The organism is Undibacterium sp. Xuan67W, assembly GCF_049340165.1.
GTDB lineage: Bacteria > Pseudomonadota > Gammaproteobacteria > Burkholderiales > Burkholderiaceae_D > Undibacterium.
Genome location: NZ_JBMPPN010000011.1, coordinates 119,693 through 139,692, shown reverse-complemented (window position 1 = coordinate 139,692; position 20,000 = coordinate 119,693). Strand labels below are relative to the sequence as shown.

17 protein-coding genes are annotated in these 20,000 nt (G+C 49.9%); 2 read left to right on the top strand and 15 right to left on the bottom strand.

Going from position 1 to position 20,000, the window contains the following annotated elements; all coding sequences use genetic code 11:
* Positions 1-102: 102 nt before the first annotated feature.
* The 12 genes from aspS to ACO0LE_RS11895 form a co-directional block, all read right to left on the bottom strand.
* Positions 103-1,908 (bottom strand): aspartate--tRNA ligase, encoded by a 1,806-nt coding sequence (aspS, locus tag ACO0LE_RS11950; protein WP_422960578.1) that lies wholly within the window; start codon positions 1,906-1,908, stop codon positions 103-105.
* Positions 1,909-2,056: 148 nt separating this feature from the next.
* A complete protein-coding gene (locus ACO0LE_RS11945) occupies positions 2,057-2,668 on the bottom strand; it encodes a DUF502 domain-containing protein (protein ID WP_422960577.1) in 612 nt (203 codons plus the stop codon).
* A gap of 84 nt (positions 2,669-2,752) precedes the next feature.
* Positions 2,753-3,091, bottom strand: a complete 339-nt coding sequence (locus ACO0LE_RS11940) for an FmdB family zinc ribbon protein (protein WP_422960576.1) — start codon at positions 3,089-3,091, stop codon at positions 2,753-2,755.
* Positions 3,092-3,172: 81 nt separating this feature from the next.
* Positions 3,173-4,597, bottom strand: coding sequence for a sodium:solute symporter family protein (locus ACO0LE_RS11935; protein ID WP_422960575.1), 1,425 nt, complete (start codon positions 4,595-4,597; stop codon positions 3,173-3,175).
* A 235-nt stretch (positions 4,598-4,832) separates the two neighbouring features.
* The gene (locus tag ACO0LE_RS11930) at positions 4,833-5,987 is read right to left on the bottom strand and encodes a diguanylate cyclase (protein ID WP_422960574.1); all 1,155 of its coding nucleotides are present in this window, start codon (positions 5,985-5,987) and stop codon (positions 4,833-4,835) included.
* A 138-nt stretch (positions 5,988-6,125) separates the two neighbouring features.
* A complete protein-coding gene (locus ACO0LE_RS11925; protein WP_422960573.1) occupies positions 6,126-7,073 on the bottom strand; it encodes a M20/M25/M40 family metallo-hydrolase in 948 nt (315 codons plus the stop codon).
* Between the two features lie 75 nt (positions 7,074-7,148).
* Positions 7,149-7,757: a methyltransferase domain-containing protein gene (locus ACO0LE_RS11920; protein WP_422960572.1), complete on the bottom strand. Its 609-nt coding sequence runs from the start codon at positions 7,755-7,757 to the stop codon at positions 7,149-7,151.
* Positions 7,758-7,765: 8 nt separating this feature from the next.
* Positions 7,766-9,322, bottom strand: a complete 1,557-nt coding sequence (ubiB, locus tag ACO0LE_RS11915) for a ubiquinone biosynthesis regulatory protein kinase UbiB (protein ID WP_422960571.1) — start codon at positions 9,320-9,322, stop codon at positions 7,766-7,768.
* Complete coding sequence (locus ACO0LE_RS11910; protein WP_422960570.1) at positions 9,322-9,939, bottom strand: ubiquinone biosynthesis accessory factor UbiJ; 618 nt, start codon at positions 9,937-9,939, stop codon at positions 9,322-9,324. Before ACO0LE_RS11910 ends, ubiB begins: the two co-directional genes overlap by 1 nt.
* Positions 9,940-10,040: 101 nt before the next feature.
* Complete coding sequence (locus tag ACO0LE_RS11905) at positions 10,041-10,976, bottom strand: Tim44 domain-containing protein (RefSeq protein WP_422960569.1); 936 nt, start codon at positions 10,974-10,976, stop codon at positions 10,041-10,043.
* 11 nt (positions 10,977-10,987) lie between these two features.
* Positions 10,988-11,722 carry a bifunctional demethylmenaquinone methyltransferase/2-methoxy-6-polyprenyl-1,4-benzoquinol methylase UbiE gene (ubiE, locus tag ACO0LE_RS11900; protein WP_422960568.1) on the bottom strand — a complete coding sequence of 245 codons (735 nt, stop codon included), beginning with the start codon at positions 11,720-11,722 and terminating at the stop codon, positions 10,988-10,990.
* Positions 11,723-11,847: 125 nt separating this feature from the next.
* Complete coding sequence (locus tag ACO0LE_RS11895; RefSeq protein WP_422960567.1) at positions 11,848-12,819, bottom strand: LysR family transcriptional regulator; 972 nt, start codon at positions 12,817-12,819, stop codon at positions 11,848-11,850.
* Between the two features lie 96 nt (positions 12,820-12,915).
* On the opposite strand from ACO0LE_RS11895, the gene ACO0LE_RS11890 reads away from it, so the two are divergent.
* Complete coding sequence (locus ACO0LE_RS11890; RefSeq protein WP_422960566.1) at positions 12,916-13,965, top strand: NADP-dependent oxidoreductase; 1,050 nt, start codon at positions 12,916-12,918, stop codon at positions 13,963-13,965.
* A gap of 13 nt (positions 13,966-13,978) precedes the next feature.
* The gene (locus ACO0LE_RS11885; protein WP_422960565.1) at positions 13,979-14,716 is read left to right on the top strand and encodes a hypothetical protein; all 738 of its coding nucleotides are present in this window, start codon (positions 13,979-13,981) and stop codon (positions 14,714-14,716) included.
* Positions 14,717-14,773: 57 nt separating this feature from the next.
* Here ACO0LE_RS11885 and ACO0LE_RS11880 read toward each other — a convergent pair whose 3' ends face one another.
* The 3 genes from ACO0LE_RS11880 to ACO0LE_RS11870 form a co-directional block, all read right to left on the bottom strand.
* A complete protein-coding gene (locus tag ACO0LE_RS11880; RefSeq protein WP_422960564.1) occupies positions 14,774-15,208 on the bottom strand; it encodes a gamma-butyrobetaine hydroxylase-like domain-containing protein in 435 nt (144 codons plus the stop codon).
* Between the two features lie 114 nt (positions 15,209-15,322).
* Positions 15,323-15,775, bottom strand: coding sequence for an HIT family protein (locus ACO0LE_RS11875; RefSeq protein WP_422960563.1), 453 nt, complete (start codon positions 15,773-15,775; stop codon positions 15,323-15,325).
* Between the two features lie 2 nt (positions 15,776-15,777).
* On the bottom strand, positions 15,778-19,752 hold the full coding sequence (locus ACO0LE_RS11870) for a DUF3683 domain-containing protein (RefSeq protein ID WP_422960562.1): 3,975 nt from the start codon (positions 19,750-19,752) through the stop codon (positions 15,778-15,780).
* Between the last annotated feature and the right edge of the window lie 248 nt (positions 19,753-20,000).

Sequence of the window (20,000 nt, the reverse complement as noted above, 5' to 3'; positions counted from 1 at the left end):
AGATTCACATGAAAATTCAAATCAAAATTCAGATCACAAATGAAAAGACGAAAAAAAACGCGGATTCGTTATCCGCGCTTTTTTGGAGAAAGCTGATTACATTCAAGCCTTGATGACTGGCTCTGCGGCACGCAGGCGAATATGCAATTCTTTCAATTGCTTCTCATCAACCGCGGACGGTGCCTGAGTCAACAAGCATTGTGCACGTTGTGTTTTCGGGAAAGCGATCACGTCACGGATCGACTCTGCACCGGTCATCATCGTGACGATACGATCCAGACCAAATGCCAGACCACCATGCGGTGGCGCACCGTATTGCAGAGCGTCCAGCAAGAAACCAAATTTCAATTGCGCTTCTGCATCATCGATCTTCAATGCACGGAACACTTTACTCTGGACATCAGCACGGTGGATACGGACAGAACCACCACCGAGCTCCCAACCGTTCAAGACCATGTCGTAAGCTTTTGCGATACATTTGCCCGGATCCGTTTCCATCAAATCTTCATGACCATCTTTTGGTGCGGTGAACGGATGATGTGTTGCTGTCCAGCGATCGTTTTCTTCGTCATGCTCAAACATCGGGAAGTCGATGACCCATAATGGTTTCCAGACATCGTCAAACAAGCCGTTTGATTTACCGAATTCGCTGTGACCGATCTTGACGCGCAGGGCACCGATCGCGTCATTCACCACTTTCGCCTTATCCGCACCGAAGAAAATTAGATCGCCATCTTGTGCACCGGTTTTTTCTAAAATCGCTGCCAGCGCTACGTCGTGCAGATTTTTCACGATAGGGGATTGCAGACCGTCACGACCTTGTGACTTGTCGTTGATCTTGATGTAAGCCAGACCTTTGGCGCCGTAGATTGCGACGAACTGGGTGTAAGCATCGATCTCGGAACGTGGCATGTTCGCACCACCCGGCACGCGCAAACCGACTACGCGACCGTTGTGCATGTTGGCCGCACCGGAGAACACTTTGAAATCCACATCCTTCATGACATCTGTCAGTTCGGTGAATTGCAGCTTGACGCGCATGTCTGGTTTGTCGGAACCATACAGGCCCATAGCTTCAGCAAAGTCCATCACCGGGAACGGATCTGGCAGATCAATGTCCAGCGTGTTTTTGAACACCAGGCGAATCATGCCCTCGAACATGTCACGAATTTCCTGTTCGTTCATGAACGAAGTTTCGCAATCGATCTGGGTAAATTCTGGCTGGCGGTCAGCACGCAAATCTTCATCGCGGAAGCATTTAGTGATCTGGTAGTAACGGTCAAAGTTAGCCACCATCAGCAGTTGTTTAAACAACTGCGGAGACTGTGGCAGCGCAAAGAAGTTACCTGCGTTGACACGGGATGGCACCAGATAGTCGCGTGCGCCTTCTGGCGTGGATTTGGTCAGCATTGGTGTTTCGATATCGATGAAGCCATGTGCATCCAGGAACTTACGCACTTCCATCGCGACTTTGTAACGCAGGCGCAGGTTGTTCTGCATTTGCGGGCGACGCAGATCGAGTACACGGTGCGTGAGACGTGTTGTTTCTGACAGGTTGTCGTCATCCAGCTGGAAAGGTGGCGTCACGGAGGGATTAAGTACCTCAACATTGTGCGCCAGCACTTCGATCTTGCCTGATTTCAGATTCGCGTTGCTAGTGCCTTCAGGACGATTACGCACGATGCCGGTGATACGCAGGCAGAATTCATTACGTACCGATTCTGCTGCCTTGAATACATCAGCACGATCAGGATCGCAGACAACCTGTACCAGACCTTCACGGTCACGCAAATCAATGAAAATCACGCCGCCGTGATCGCGCCGACGATGCACCCAGCCGCACAGGCTAACGGTTTGGCCGAGTAATTCCTCAGTAGTGAGGCCGCAGTAGTGGGTACGCATGGACATAATTTCTTACCTGTCTAAATTCAAAATAAAATTAATGGATAGAAGTACTACTTGTTTATTCATTTGCACCTACCTCAGTATTCAAGTTAGCTCAAATTAGCTTAGATTGAGATTGAGTAAGAGATATTGCAACACCTGCTATTGAGTACTATTTTGTTTTTTCTGTAATGACTTGTTCCGGAGCGACGACACCCATAGAAACGATATATTTCAATGCAGCATCTACGCTCATATCCAGCTCAATTGCATCCGCCTTTGGCACCATCAGGAAAAATCCTGATGTCGGATTTGGCGTCGTCGGCACATAAATACTGACATAGTCGCCGTCGAGATGCTGAACAACATCACCGCCAGGCACACCGGTCAAAAACCCGATCGTCCACGAACCCTGACGCGGATACTGCACCAGTACCGCCTTACGAAATGCATTACCAGAGGAGGAAAATAAAGTGTCAGAAACTTGCTTTACGCTCGAATAAATGGAATTCACAATAGGAATACGATTCAACAAGGCTTCCCAGATTTTCACTACATAATTGCCGATAAAATTTTGCGTCAGCAAACCCGTGACGAAAATAATCAACAAGGTCAAAATTGTTCCCAGACCCGGAATTTTAAAGCCAAACAGGGCTTCAGGACGCCACTGCACAGGCAACAACAATAGCGACTGATCCATCGTGCTAATAATCGCATGCAAGACCCAGAGAGTGATTGCGAGCGGAACCAGAATCAGCAAGCCGGTAATAAAATATTTACGCATTGGTTTCTGCAGTCTGATAAATAAAATCGGTAGCAAGGTTATCAGCTGAAAAGTGCTTTGGCACAGATCAGCGCATAGTCATCTTTAAGGCGTCGTTGGCGAGCTTGATGGCGTCGCCGTCGACGTAGTAGTGGCATCAGTTGCCGTGCTGCTGGCCAATGTCGATGCAGGCTCGCTGGCCCCTGCGCCAGCACTGCTTCCGCTCTCCGGGCTTGCTGCCGGTGCAGACGCTCCGCCCGAACCGCCTCTGAAATCGGTGACATACCAGCCCGATCCCTTCAACTGAAAACCAGCCGCAGTCACCTGCTTTTTAAAACTTGATTTGCCACAAGATGGACAATCGCTCAGAGGCGCATCCGACATTTTTTGCAAAACGTCTTTGGCAAAACCACACTCTTCACAACGGTAGGCATAGATAGGCATCTTTGTTTATCCAGAAAAACGTGTAAAACCCTGAATTATAAAGCTTTTCTGTGACATGTTGCGTACAAAGCCAGGCATTGCTTAAATCGCTGCGGTTTTCCGTGCCATCTGCGGCAACAAAGAACCAAAGACCATACCGGCCATACTCATCAGCACGCCGACCAGCTGCGGTGGCCATAAGCCTTCCGGACTCAATACCTCCAGAGCGATCCATGAAGCCAGACCAAATAATATCGATGCCAGAGCGCCCTGCGTTGTTGCACGCTTCCAGTACAGTCCGAAAGCCAGGGGCACAAACGCCGCCACCAAAGTGACTTTGTAGGCGTTTTCTACCATTTTATAAATACTCGACCCGGTATTCATGGCAAACAGGGTAACAATTGCGGTGAACACTAAGACCACGGCACGCATCATGAACAGAAATTGTTTATCACTTTGCTTAGGGAGCAAGGCTTTCAAAATATTTTCTGAAAACGTGACTGAGGGTGCGAGCAGGGTTGCACTGGCACAGCTCTTGATCGCCGATAATAAAGCGCCAAAAAACATGACCTGAGCCAGCATCGGTACTTTAGTCATAATTAGGGTTGGCAGGATGAGTTGGGAATCCTTGTCGATCAAACTCTCTACCATTTTGGGATCAATCAGGGTCGCCGAATAGGCCAAAAACATAGGAATAAAAGCGAAGAAAAAGTACAAGACACCCCCTAACACGGAGGCATTTCCTGCAATTTTTTCATTCTTTGACGAGGCGACGCGCTGAAATACATCTTGCTGAGGAATCGACCCTAGCATCATGGTAATCCAGGCGGCAAAGAACCAGAGCGCCTCCTTTGCGGTCGGCGCGGGCCAGAATTCCAGCTTGCCGGCATTCGATGCGTGGGCGATCACTGCACCGGCACCGCCAACCATGCCTGATACTTCCCATCCGATATACAGCATACCGATGACGATGATAATCATCTGCAAAAAGTCGGTAATCGCGACTGACCACATACCGCCCATCAAGGTATAAATTAAAACACTACCAGCACCGATCATCATGCCGACATCCATCGAGATAGCGCCACCGGACACGACATTAAAAACAAGTCCCAGCGCCTTGATCTGCGCCGCAACCCAGCCCAGGTAAGAGACCACGATACATAAGGTGACCAGCACCTCCACCGTACGGCCGAATTTATTGCGATAGTAATCACCAATCGTCAGCAAATTCATGCGGTACAAAGGCCGTGCAAAAAATAAGCCGACGAAAATCAGGCATAAAGAAGATCCGAAGGGATCGGCGACCACGCCTTTTAAACCCTCTTTGACAAAAGTTGATGAGATGCCAAGTACCGTCTCGGAACCGAACCAGGTCGCAAATACCGTGGCGGTCACCACATACATAGGCAAAGAACGGCCTGCAATCGCATAATCTTTAGAGTTATTCACATACCGTGCGGCATACAAGCCGATGCCGACCGAGATAACCCAATACAGGATGACGAACCAGAGAAGTTTATTCATGAATGTGCTAGTGCGATTGAGTCAATAAAAAACCCGCAATGATTTACTGCGGGCATTATAGCGGCAACTTAATCGAGGATAGCACCGGATAGTTGACTTTTAGAAGCTTCGTTCACGCTTAGCGTGCACTCGCACACGACGAATACATGCTCAACGCTAATTTATTGCGAATTAAATATGAGTGTAGTAGCAAAGACAGTTGAGAGATCTACATCATTTTGACAAGCGTGGAAAATTACTCTTCTTCAGGAACAGCCTTGTCCGCAGCAGGAACCGGTTCCTCAACTACCACCTGATTTCTGCCGCCTTCTTTAGCCATATACATCGCTGTATCGGTTCTTGAGAATAGTTCAAGAACCGATTCGCCGGGAATATACTGGGTTACGCCTATCGATACCGACACACGTCTTTGCGATACGCTGTCCCAATGATGGGACTCCACCTGAGAGCGGATCCTCTCGCAGGTGTTGAGAGCCGGAAGCAAGGAAGTTTCAGGAAAAACCAGTAAAAATTCTTCTCCGCCGTAGCGGCCAAATATATCTCCGGCACGAATATGCTCCTGAGCCAGACGGGAGAAAGTACGCAAGACCTCATCACCACCTAAGTGACCGAGTTCATCATTGATTTTTTTAAAGTGATCAATATCCAGCACGGCCAGACATAAAGGCGTACCGTTTTCATCCGCGAGCTGTTTTTGCTCTTCGAGTGCTGCGACGATATAGCGGCGGTTAAAGCAGCCCAGCAGATTATCCCGCTGCGCATCTTCCTGAATATTTTTGATTTTTCTGCTGGCACGATGCAACACCCTATGCAGAAGCTGCACTTTGCCAGTTTGCGAGATGAACGCTGGCAGCGCCAGTGCCAAGGTCAGCAAATGCATCATCTCAAGTTTCAGCAGTGCCGGATTATGCCAGTTGTGATAGTGCATGCCCGCGATGCAAGCAAACGCAAACACAATCACCGCCGCCATGATCAGAGCCGAGCGGCGCGAGATACGGTACATGCCGTAAGCTATCGCGATGAAACAAAACGGGGTAAATAATATGTGCGAAGCCGGATCGAGATAACAAATGACCATCATCGAGGCGATTGCACAAGACACAATAGGTAATTTCAAGCGTTTTTCTTCAAACTGCAAATGCCACTTTGCTTTAAAAATGACAAAAAACAGCGAGAGAAAAAAGGCGATCAGGCCGATCAGGACGATCACGGTCGATTGCTGTACCACACCAAGTTGCCAGAACAGCAGAATGCCCAGCACATAAAGCCCTATCAACGCTGTCGCAATCAGCCATTTTTGCGCATGCGTGCGCTTGGCAAGTGTTTTGACAGGATCGTTCTGGCGACGTGATTTCCTCTGCACAACAGGCAAAGTGTCATCGAAATCCATTAACGTATCGGTTAATGGAAAGACATCCGTATTCGAAAATGGATTTTTTTTTCGTCCGAATAGCATGAAAGGAATTATTTAAGTGCTGGAAAATCCTTGTGATCCTAACACGATAACAAGCCCCCTTAAGATATCACGTCAATTCTTCTGTCGAAAATCGATTGTTAACAAGGCTTGATCAAAAGTCTGACTCGCCTTCACAATCAAATCAATTACTCCAAGGAAAAATTCGGGTTTGATTTTATCGACAGTATCTGTTGGCTGATGATAATCAGGGTGATCCTCCACACCGAAATAAATGTACGGCACACCAGCTTTAAAAAATGCATAGTGATCTGATTGCTTAGTCCAATCGTCTTGTCCTTGTTCTGGCCTGTCATGGCCGAATAGCAGTTTTACGCCGTTATTGCCGCCTAGCGGCGCCAATAAAGTTTTTAAGACTGGCACATGATACGACCCACTAGCATAAATCTCACCTTTATCGCCACGGGCAATCATATCGAAATTCATATTCAGACCGACCCGTTTCAAATCAATCAGCGGCTTAGCAGCGAATGCGCGTGACCCGTTCAGTTGCTGTTCTTCAGCGTCAAAAAACACATAGATTACGTCATGCTGAGGAGGATTTTTTTGCATTGCCTCGGCAATTGCAAGAACACCGGCAACACCGGAGGCATTATCGTCTGCACCAAAATAAATTTTGTCACCACGCATGCCGAGGTGATCATAATGGGCGGAAAAAACGATTAACGGCGCAGTCGCATGATCGCTCAGAGAGCCCGGCTGGCAAGCGAGTATATTGCGGCCTTGTATAGTATCAGCATTGGGATTCGTAAAACTGAACTCATGAATCAATTCAGTACCGCAAGCTTGCAAACCCAAAGCATTGATGCGCCCTATGATATAGCTCCGCGCCAGCTCACTGCCCTTAGTGCCTGTCGCACGACCGGACATGTCGGTGCTGGCGAGTGCAAGAACATCCCGCATCGGCTGAGCATCCGTTGTGCTCCCGCTAGCACTCGCCGGGCACAATAAGGATAAAAACAAACAGCTCAAAACAGAGAAAGACAGTTGGATTGAAGCCATAAAATTAGACATAAAAATTAAATACAAAATTTAGATATTGGGTTTAGATGCCATTATACGCTGTACTGTCCAGTGCTAGCGCCTGCGCCAGACCTGCCAGCGTTCTTTTCCCAGAAATACAGGAATAGAATCGCTGACATCACTATCTTCCAGCAACGCAAAGTCGTTGCTCATCAGGTTCTGCCAGTCATCGCGCCGGATACTAAACGGTGGCCCCTTGAGAGAAGCGTTAATCGCATCATCGAAAAAGAAGAACCCTGCAAGCAAAGCACCGGTAGGTAATAGCTCCGCCCAGCGAGCGACGATGTTATTGCGTAATCCAGGTGGCAAGGCACAAAAAAAAGCGCGCTCATAAATCAGATCAAGTGGTTTTGCTGGTGTGAAAGCAAAAAAATCAGCTTCCAGCACACGGGCACTCCAATCGCCGACTGCTGCTTTGGCGCTCTTGACTGCAGCTGGAGAGAAATCAATCGCCGTTACATCCCAGCCTTTTTGTGCAAAAAAAGCCAGTTCATACGCATTGCCGCAACCGGGAATCAAGGTTGTCAATGGCACAGGTGCGCGTTGAATAAAATTTTTAACGTCCTGCGGCACATCACCTTTATCCCAGGGAGTAAAAGCACGATCAAAACGTTCGTCCCAAAACTGGTTACTGGTCGGATCTTTGCTAACGAAATCTGGCATGTTAATCGCTACAGAAAATATAAAGCAAACTGCGCTAACAGGGCACCGGCAATCATACCCCCACCGAAGTAAATAATCGTGCGCAGTAATTTATTTGTACTACGTTGCTCAGCCAGTAAGGCTGCCAGCATCTCATTATTTTCGGAAGGAACAGCAGCCCTGCTCAGCGCCTGATGAGCAAGACGTGGTAATTGTGGAAAGATATGGCTATAACGCGGCGCTTCTGCCTTCAGCTTATCCAGCAAACCGCGCCACCCTACCTGGTCACTCATCCAGCGCTCCAGATACGGCTTCGCAGTTTTCCAGAGATCAAGGTCAGGATCAAGCTGGCGCCCCAGCCCCTCAATATTCAACAAGGTTTTTTGAAGCAGGACTAATTGCGGTTGTACCTCGACATTGAAGCGACGCGAGGTCTGGAATAAGCGCAATAACACCTGACCGAAAGAAATATCTTTTAAAGGACGATCAAAAATCGGTTCGCAGCACGCTCGTACCGCAGCCTCGAGCTCGTCAATACGCGTTTCCTTAGGCGCCCATCCTGACTCGATATGCGCTTCCGCTACACGCTTGTAATCACGACGGAAAAATGCCAGAAAGTTTTGCGACAGATAATCCTTATCAAAATCATTGAGCGTGCCAACGATCCCAAAATCGAGCGCAATGTACCTGCCAAAAGTCGCGGGTTCTGTCGAGACCAGAATATTCCCCGGATGCATATCCGCATGAAAAAATCCATCGCGAAATACCTGTGTGAAAAAAATCGTCACGCCATCACGCGACAGTTTCGCCATGTCGACACCGGCCTCCCGGAGTTTATCGATTTGTGAAATGGGGATACCTTTCATACGCTCCATCACAATCACCGACGAGGAGCAATAATCCCAAAACATTTCAGGTACCAGCAGCAAATCAGAATCAGCAAAGTTGCGACGCAACTGGCTACCATTGGCCGCCTCGCGCATCAGATCGAGTTCATCGTGCAAATATTTGTCAAACTCGGCAACTACCTCACGTGGTTTCAGGCGCTTGCCATCAGCCCACAAAGTCTCCAGCCATCCGGCAGCAATCTGCATCAGCGCCACGTCTTTGTCTATCGTCTCTTTCATTCCCGGACGGAGAACTTTGACTGCCACCTCACGACCATCTTTCAAGACCGCAAAATGGACCTGAGCAATCGATGCCGACGCAACCGGAATACGTTCAAAACTCGCGAATAATTGATCTGGCGGTGCGCCGAGTGATTTAGTAATCTGGGCAATCGCTAGGTCCGGATCAAATGAGGGAACTCTGTCCTGTAATTTGGCGAGTTCGTCAGCGATATCAGGCGGCATCAGATCGCGACGCGTCGACAGCACCTGGCCAAATTTTACAAAAATCGGCCCCAAATCTTCTAAAGCCTTACGCAAACGTTCACCGCGCGGCGCAGACAAATCACGCCAGAATAATAAGGCTTCCAAAAATTTGGTTGTGCGTGGCACAGACAGGCCGGAGATCGCTATTTCGTCGATACCATAGCGAACTGCAATACGGATAATTTTTATCAGACGCAAAAATTTCAACAACATCAACGCGACCTTTCCAGTTTCTCTAAGCGCTTGATGAGACGTTCTGCATCATCACGTAATTTGTTAATCTCGGATCCCATCGCGCTCACAGCTGCGGGGCGCACCAGCATAGGATTTTCTTCTAAAAAATATTCCGCCAGGTTTTCTTGTATTTTTTGATGAGTATCTTTGACGGTCTGCAACAGACTATGTGCACTGGCAACCATACGGACCGCCGCCACGTCACCAAACATCTTACTCAGGTCTTCCTCTGCTTCCCAGCGCAGATTTTGGCTTACATGCGAAATGGTGTTGGCAAAGTCGGCATCGCCTTCGATCTTCACATAGGAAAAAGCCCGTTCGCGATTTTGGGCAATCAAAGGTAAATCACTCAGCTGAATACGGATGGTGACATTCGCCGTGTCTTTACCAATCGGACTAGTACCATCATCGCTGGCAGGCTCGACTGTTCCGGCCTCTTCTACCAAGCCGTCCGGCCTTACTTTGAGTCGAATACTAAAGGCTTGCAAATCGATACAGGCGATTTTGCCTGCATGCGGTATTAACTTATGTTTAGCCCAGCTTTCCTGAGCCAACAAGTGATTAATAAAAAGAACAATTGGGAGAATTGGTGTCATGGTCATATAAAAAAACCGCCCATGGGGTGATGGGCGGTTTTCAGTTTAACATTTTATCTCAGATGACATACCTGAGATTAATCAAAGCAGTTGTACGTTTATTACACCTGCTGGATACCTGCCAAGACCCAACCACCCTGACCATTTACCGGTTTTGACAAATTCCAGACTTCGTTGAAGGCTTCTGCCGGTGCATTGGCAGCTTCTTTGATCATGCCGCTGAAGCGCACGCTCGCCAGATGATCGTTACCGACTGTTTCCAGTCCAAGCAAATCCGCATCGATAGACACAACATCCGTCACGTTCGCACTGGCACCGCGCTCCTGAATTTGCAGCTTGATTTCGGCATACATTTCTGGCGTCGTAAATTCGCGGATATCATTGATATCTGCCTTATCCCATGCGGCTTGCAGGCGAATAAAGTAAGTTTTTGAATTACGTAAAAACGCTGGCACGTCGAAATCAGCAGGAACACCCCAAGGCGCAGCAGGCGCTGCCGGAGCTGCATTAAATGATGATGAAGATGAAGTCGCTGGTTCAATACGTGAACCGATTTCTGGTGTGCCCGATGGCATGCCCGCATACGACGGCTGTGAAAACGCCGATGGAGTTGCACCATTACCTGCTGTATTGCGACGGAATAAGCGGACGATGAACAGTACGGCAAACGCCAGCAAAGCAATCGTCAGGATAGAGCCTAAAGCACCGCCCAATGCGCCACCCAGACCGAAGTGAGAGAACATAGCGCCCAGCAAAGCACCGCCAATCAAGCCACCGACGATTCCTTTCCAAGGGCTAGCAGGTTTCGGTGGTGTCACCGCAGCAGGCGCAGCTGCCGGTGCCGCAGGCTTCGCCTGATTAAAATTACTGTTCGGGCTATTTGCCGGAGGTGTCGCCTGACGCGACACATTATTCGATTGACGACCAATTGAGCCGCCACCACCGAGGCGCTTAGCATCAGCATCGGATACGGTCATTGCCAGTGCACTGGCAACCAGCATGATGGATACAATGGCTTTATTAAAAATCTTGTTCATACCTGCAACTCCTAGAGTTTAATTCCGGTGTGGAGAGCGGCCACACCTGCCGTTAAATTAAAATACTCTACACGATCCAAACCGGCATCCTGCATCATCCCTTTCAAGGTTTCCTGATCGGGATGCATGCGTATCGACTCTGCCAGATAACGATAACTGTCTGCATCATTGGCAATCTTTTGCCCCAGCCACGGTAATACCTTAAACGAATACACATCGTAAGGCTTTTGCAATACGTCTGGCACTTTAGAAAATTCCAGCACCAGAAGTTTGCCACCCGGCTTCAGTACACGCCGCATTTCTGCCAGAGCCTGATCCTTGTGGGTCATATTGCGCAAACCGAACGCCACGCTGACGCGATCAAAATAATTATCCGGGAAGGGCAATTTTTCTGCGTCGCACAGTAAGGTGGGGGTAATCAGGCCTTTATTCAAGAGGCGGTCACGCCCGACGCGCAACATCGATTCATTGATATCGGTATGCCAGACTTCGCCGGTCTTGCCAGCCTGTTTCACGAACTCTTTTGCCAGATCGCCCGTTCCGCCCGCAATATCGAGCACCTTAAAGCCAGGGCGTACACCTGCCTGAGCGATAGTGAAGATCTTCCAGACCCGGTGTAACCCAGCCGACATCAGATCGTTCATGACGTCATATTTGGCGGCTACCGAGTGAAAAACTTCTGCAACTTTGTGAACTTTTTGATCTTCTTCTACGGTGGTATAACCGAAGTGGGTGGTGTTGCTCATAGTGATTACCTTTTTTTGTTCTGTTTTTTACTTTTTACTTATTTGCTGCCATCTATTACTAAATCTTTCTCTGGATCGGATTGTAGCCTAAGTCAGGCCAAAAACCTGTGCGTCGGACGGGAACTTCAGGCAGTGTCTTTACTGGCGGCAGACATGAATTCAGCCAGTGCGTGCTGCCATTGCGGTGCGTTTTTTGCATTCGAAACCAGCCAGACCTGTTCGTGGCAATGGAAAGCGCAATCACTGACCTCGATACGCAATAACTCCGTATCCACTAAGGCGAATTCCGGCAGGTAGGCCAGAGCCTGTCCTGATTTCACCGTGGAGAGCAGCAACTGCAGGTCATCAATCCAGTAACGTATCTTGCGCGGCAACTGATCGTCCCGCCAGCCGTCTGAGCGGCTACCGCGCTGCTCACCACAAAATAGTGAGCGGGAAGGGCTGACAAAATCGTATGCCAGAATCTGTGAAGAAGATGCCCGTAGCGCAGGCTGCGGTAGCGATGCCCTGGTTAGCTCAGTAGCGGAGGCAGCCGTCAACCCGGAAGATAAACTGATTGCCAGCGGATGACGTTTGCCTGCCACGAGTTGCAGCTGCATATCCCCTAGAGAGGTGACTTGCCAGTCCGGCGACCAGTGAGCACCACGCCCTTCGATGACCTCACCAGTCACGATTGCATGATTGACATCACCGCGCAGCAATGCCGCCAATGCATCATCCTCGAACATCGTCTGCATACTCAAACTGGCGTCAGGGTAAGCCTGCATGGCTCGCGCCAGTACCTGCGCATGCCGCCATAGCAAAATTGCCGGTGCCGCGACCTTGCACTCGATCACTGCCCTGCTTCCCATGATGTCGGCTTTTGCCTGATCCGCCAGAGTCAGCATGGACTTTGAAAAATCCAGCATGCGCTGACCGCTGGTATTCAGTACCAATTGCTTCGCAGAGCGATCAAATAACACCGTGTCGAGATCTCCCTCGAGCCGGCGCAAAGCCTTGGACACAGCGGAAGGAGTTAGATGCAGTTCTTGCGCAGCCGCACCCAAGGAGGGATGGCGTGCAACACAGGCAAAAATGCGTAAATCGACCAGATTCATCGTTTCCAATCAAGACATTAAAAATGAAAATAAGTTGCTTTAACAGACATTTTAATCTATTTACCATCCGTACATCTATCTCTATAAAAAACCGTCATGTCTCTGCCCAACACTCCTCATTCTCCCGATACCGTTCATCAGCAATGGATTTATCAACAGCATCCGACCGGACTGGTAGGAGCGGAACATTACGCCTTGAGAACACAGCCGCTAGATACCCGGCTGGACCGCGATGAAGTACTGCTGGCAGCACGCTATATCAGCGTTGATCCCTACATGCGCATCAATCAATCTGCCAAACCCACCTACAACCCGGAACCGCATCCGCTGAATACCATCCAGTCAGCAGGTGTAGTTGCTCAGGTCATCACCTCAAATACCGCCAGCATGCATGCTGGCGACTGGGTGTTCGGTATGACCGGATGGCAAACCCATGCCCGCGTGCATGTCAGCGCGTTGACTAAAATTGATTCGGCTATCGCACCAGTCAGTACCGCGCTCGGCGTCCTGGGTATGCCCGGCCGGACGGCCTGGTTTGGCCTAACAGAAGCTGGCAAACCACATGCAGGTGAAATCGTCGTCGTATCCGGCGCAGCCGGTGCCGTCGGCTCTCTGGCTGTGCAATTCGCCAAACGACATGGCGCGCGGGTACTCGGCATCGCAGGCGGCGCTGCCAAGTGCGCATGGTTGACCGATACCCTAGGCGCAGACTGGGCGCTCGATTACAAGGCCTTCAATAATGCAGACCGTTTAAGCGCGGCGATACAAGAACTGACTGGCGGTGTCGATGTGTATTTCGACAATGTCGGCGGCATGGCGACTGATGCAGTGATACCGCTGATCAAGCGCCGTGCACGCATCATTATCTGCGGACAAATCAGTCAATATAACGGTGGGCTTGATATACCTGAAATGGGACCTCGTCTGCTACACCATATGCTATACCAACGAGCAACGATTCAGGGCATTCTGGCACGTGACTACCTGCACCGTATGGATGAAATGCTGAACATCGTCGCACCTTGGGTTAACACGGGTGAACTGGTTTTTGAAGAAACCATCATCGAAGGCTTTGAACAATTACCGGACGCACTAAACTCCCTGTTCACAGGCGAGCATCGGGGTAAATTAATCGTCAAGATCTAAACGTATGCTCGCCATGAACCGAATCCTGAAACGCAGTCTCTGCCTCACTCTCGGAACGACTCTGATCATTTTGCTGACAGGGCTTAGCCTGTCTCATAACGCTCTGGCACAAACCTTAGCGCCGCACAGCACTGCTTATGGGCTGCATGGCATGCTGTTGTTTGGCAATAATGAAGGCCTGTACGCATCGCATTTGCCGATGTTTCATGCGCCGCATGATTATCAGGTCGTACTGCAAATACGCATCGCCAATCAACAACTGCATGCACAGATTAAAAAAGACCTGACGCAAAAAATTCGCTTATGGACGATAGAACCAGAACAGTTTGACATCACGGGGCTAGCACCGGGAGCCCGTCCTGCATTGCGTCAGTTCAAGGTAAATATCGTGTCCGGCCATTTTGAACAAGGCGGAAAAGTCCGCTATAAAAATATCACGGCTATCGTTGAGTACACACTGATTTTTCGCCAGCTATCACCTGAACCATATCAAAGTGACACAGCAACTTACCGACAGATCGGGCACGGTTCCCATCGATTTTTATTGAAAGAAATCGACAGCCGCCCCGACTATGATCATGTGCTAGCAATCAGTGTCAACGCCAGATCATCCAGGCAAAATATTCTGATCAAAAAATCCGGCATCCGCGAACCCGACCCGAATACATTATATTCGGCGCTGCACTCCATCAATGGATCAGATGCCCGTATAGAGGGAAATGTGTATTTCGATCATGCCGATCTGGAGTGAACTCAGGATTGAGGCTGAGGCTAGGAACGACATGCGCGCTTGACTCATCAATGGTGATCAGTGTTGATGGCCGCAAGCACCTGCGGCCTTACCCCGCATAGGTGCATCACGTCCGGTGTCGCCAGCAAATCCTGCTGCATGCAAGCGATCGACATAATCTTGCCAAAGTGACGACTGGTTCTCCCCCAGCCAATACAGATAATCCCAGCTAAATATGCCGCTATTGTGTTCATCTGAAAAATGCGGCTGAACAGCGTAATTTCCGACTGGTTCTAAAGCCGTAAGGGTAACTTCGCGTTTGCCAGTTTGCAGCGTCTCTTGCCCTGCACCGTGACCACGTACTTCCGCTGAAGGAGAGTACACACGCAACATCTCAAAGGGTAAAGAAAACTCTTTACCGTCATCAAAACTGATCTCCAGTACACGTGATTGCGTACGCACATTCAATGCGGTTGGCATCGGCCCGGGAGCTGTCTGCTTAGAGCCTGTCATAGTTTTATTCCATCAATATAGGTGAAGGCCGGACACTTAGCCCGAGCAATACAGAAGCTGTCCGGCGCCGGAAAAACAGCGTCATACGGACACCTCAATACGATGCGCGTCAATTTAGCGCAAACGTGCGATCAGTGCAGTACGTAACTGGGGCAACAAAGCACGCCGTGCGCTGGTATCAGCCCACTCCGGCTTCGCCTGCGCCCAGATCGGGCTGGGGAAATGCGCATCATCCTGATAACGCGGAATAATATGCCAATGCAAATGCGGTACCACATTACCGAAACTGGCCACATTTACTTTATGCGGCTGCATCACTTCACGCAGCACCAGCTCGACTTTCCAGACGATGGACATCAGTGCGTCACGGTCTTGCTCAGATAAGTCCGTCATCTCTTTGACATGCTGATTCCAGACCACGCGGCAAAAGCCCGGATACTGCACATCATCCACCAGAATCAGACGCCAATCCTCTGTCTGCGCAATGACCTCGCCACGGCTGGCATCACATAATTCACAGGTGGCAACGCGCTCACTAAGCTCACTAACAGATCTGACAGGCATCATGATTACACCAGAACCCGTTCAATACCGCCGTTGTTAGCGCGTGCGACATACTCAGGTAACCAGTTGTCGCCCAGCACATGCTTCGCCATCTCGATGACAATGTAATCGGCAGTTGTGTCGCTATCATCGTTGTATCGCGTCAAACCCTGCAAGCAAGCCGGGCACGAAGTCAGAATTTTTACATCGCCCGTAAATCCGTCAGCACGCAATTTATCAGCACCTTTAAGCATCTCTTCTTCTTTGCGGAACCGGATCTGCGTAGAAATATCCGGACGCGATACCGCCAGCGTACCGGCTTCACCGCAACAGCGATCATTCTTCTCAATCTTGACATTGTCGACCGTCGTAATCAGCGCGTTCACTGTTTTCAGAGGATCTTGCAGCTTCATCGGCGTATGGCAAGGATCGTGATACATATAGCGCGTCCCATTGACACCTTCGAGTTTCATCCCTTTTTCCAGCAGATATTCATGAATATCGATGATGCGGCAACCCGGGAAAATCTTATCAAACTGGTAGGTCGCCAATTGATCGTAACAGGTGCCGCAGGACACCACGACGGTTTTAATATCCAGATAATTCAGCGTGTTCGCCATCCGATGGAACAGCACGCGATTATCCGTGATCATCTTCTCCGCTTTGTCGAACTGACCGGCACTGCGTTGCGGATAGCCACAACATAGATAGCCCGGCGGCAGCACCGTTTGTACACCGACATTCCATAACATTGCCTGGGTCGCTAAACCGACTTGTGAGAACAGCCGCTCAGAGCCACAACCAGGGAAATAAAATACAGCCTCTGTATCGGCAGTCGTCGTTTTGGGATCGCGAATAATCGGTACGATTTTATCGTCTTCAATATCGAGCAAAGCGCGTGCCGTTTTTTTCGGCAAATTGCCCGGCATTTTTTTATTGATGAAGTGAATCACCTGCTCTTTCATTGCCGGTTTTCCTAACGATGCAGGCGGTGCTTTAGTCTGTTTCTTCGCCAGTTTTTGCAGGACCGTATTACCTAACCGCTGAGCCGCAACACCCCAGCCAAAAATCACCTGGCGTGCCGCCTTAATGGTCGCCGGATCTTTGGCGTTCAAGAAAAACATGGCGGAGGCAGTGCCGGGATTAAACGATTTTTTATCCATCTTGCGCAAGAGATTGCGCATATTCATCGACACATCGCCAAAGTCGATATCGACCGGGCATGGCGTCACGCATTTATGGCAAACCGTACAGTGATCCGCAACATCTTCGAACTCTTCCCAGTGCTTGATCGAAATACCGCGCCGAGTTTGCTCTTCGTACAAAAACGCCTCAACCAGCAACGATGTCGCCAGAATTTTATTCCGCGGCGAATACAGCAAATTCGCACGTGGCACATGGGTCGCGCAGACGGGCTTGCACTTACCGCAACGCAGGCAATCTTTCACACTATTCGCAATCGCACCGATGTCGCTCTGCTGCATGATCAGGGACTCGTGTCCCATCAAACCAAACGACGGCGTATAGGCATTGCGCAGATCGGCAGCAAACTCTGGCAGATTCAGCAATTTACCTTTATTGAAGCGTCCTTCGGGGTCAATCCGGAGTTTGTACGAACGAAAATCCTTAATCTCGTCTTCTGTCAAAAATTCAAGTTTAGTAATGCCGATACCGTGCTCGCCGGAGATCACGCCATTTAGCGAACGTGCCAGCACCATGATGCGGGCGACCGCGTGATGCGCGACTTGCAGCATCTCATAGTCATCAGAGTTGACCGGCAAATTCGTATGAACATTGCCGTCACCGGCGTGCATGTGCAAAGCAACGAAGACGCGGCTGCGCAGGACTTTTTTGTGAATCGCGGTGCATTCATCGAGAATCAGTTTAAACGCACCACCATTAAATATTTGACGCAGATGCGCGCGCACTTCCTGCTTCCAGGACACGCGTATGGTTCTGTCCTGCACGATACTAAATACGCTGGCCTCTGGCTGTTGCTGCAAGCGTTCGTCAAACACAAATGCGAGTTTATCTAGCTCCAAAGCAAGCAGCTCGTCACGTGCATCGCGCAAAGGTTTATCAAGTTGCGTCAGCAAATAAGTCCAGCGGGCATGCGTGGCATCGAGCAGATTTTGTGCCTGCAATACACGGTCTTCCAATAATTCATTAGCAGAAATATCGTCGCCGTCCGCATCTTCGCTCTTGCCCAGTGGTAAATTCCCTTTCGCGAAAAATGCCTGCAACTGTTCAAGCATCGCGAGCTTGTTCTGGATCGACAATTCAATATTGATACGTTCGATACCGTCGGTGTATTCCCCCATGCGATCCAACGGAATCACCACATCTTCATTGATCTTGAAGGCATTGGTATGCTTGGAAATCGCGGCCGTTTTGGCGCGATCCAGCCAGAATTTTTTACGTGCTTCAGGACTCACGGCGACGAAGCCCTCACCGACACGGGTGTTGGCAAGGCGTATCACTTCCGAGGCGGCTTGCGCCACTGCGTTTTCATCGTCGCCGACGATGTCGCCGAACAAAGCCATCTTTGGTAAGACGCCGCGTTTGGATTTCGTCGTATAGCCGACGGCTCGCAAGTAGCGCTCATCGAGGTGTTCCAGACCCGCTAAAATCGCACCGCCTTTTCTGGTTTCGCCATCGAGATAATCTTTGATCTCCACAATGCTCGGTATCGCGTCACGTGCCTGACCAAAAAACTCCAGACACACTGTGCGCGTAAATTTAGGCATCTTGTGCAAGATCCAGCGCGCCGAGGTAATCAGACCATCACAGCCTTCTTTTTGTACGCCAGGCAATCCTGCGAGGAATTTGTCGGTAACGTCTTTGCCCAGTCCCTCTTTACGGAAAGTGCGACCCGGGATATCCAGCTGCTCGGTTTTAAACGGGGTCTTTTCGCCGGGATGCGTCCACTCCAGCCTGAACTTAGCAACGGCAACATCATGAATCTTGCCGAGGTTATGTTCCAGACGCGTGACCTCCAGCCAGTCACCGTTCGGATCCACCATGCGCCACGATGCCAGATTATCGAGTGCAGTCCCCCACAAAACAGCTTTTTTGCCGCCGGCATTCATAGCAACATTGCCACCGATGCAGGAGGCTTCTGCCGATGTCGGATCGACGGCAAACACAAAGCCCGCCTTGTCTGCCGCATCAGAGACACGCTTGGTCACCACACCGGCACCGGAATAAATCGTCGCATATTCCCGGTCAACGCCAGGCAGTATCGTCATTTCGACAGCACCCAATTGCTCCAGCTTTTCGGTATTAATGACTGCCGATAAAGGCGTCAGGGGAATCGCCCCTCCGGTATAACCAGTGCCGCCGCCGCGCGGAATGATCGTCAGACCCAGCGTGATACAACACTTCACCAGGCCTGCCATTTCATCTTCGGTATCCGGAGTCAGTACTACAAACGGATATTCCACACGCCAGTCGGTCGCATCGGTCACATGCGAGACACGTGCCAGGCCATCGAACTTGATATTGTCTTTGGCCGTGTATTTAGCCAGCAGCTTGTTTGCACGCTTGCGAAGGTCGTAGGTATCGCGGAACTCCTTGGCGAACTGCGCCACGGCTTTACGCGCGGCCTGCACCAGAATTTCCACACTGCTGCTGCGCTCGCCATCATCATCGCTGGCGGTATTCAAACGACGTTTTTCCACCTCAGCCAATCGATGATTCAAGGCATCGATCAGATCCTGACGACGCTTGGGATTGTCGAGCATGTCGTCTTGCAAATAAGGATTGCGGCGCACGACCCAGATGTCGCCCAACACTTCATACAGCATGCGCGCGGACCGTCCGGTCTGGCGTTTGCCACGTAATTTATCGAGCAAATCCCAGGCATCTTCACCTAGCAGACGGATGACGATTTCGCGATCAGAAAACGAGGTGTAGTTATAAGGGATTTCGCGCACGCGGGTGGGTGTCGCGCCGGGTGCGGCATCTGCGAGTAAAGCCTGAATTTGTGCTGGAGCGTTCATCAGTGGGGTCTTTGAAACTCATAGGTGACGACTGTGCCAGACACTTCTGTGCCTGAAGCGAATCGTCAGATTTTAAAATGCTAAGGGATTGCAGAGCATTCTAGCCTATTGCGACGCAACACGCGGCAACAGCCTTACGCTTACTACGCCTAATCAACGATGCAAATAAGGAAAATTTCAACTTTCACCTAAGAAAATTTGGCTAACAGTAATTAGAAAATATATTTAATATGTGGGAGTATGGATAA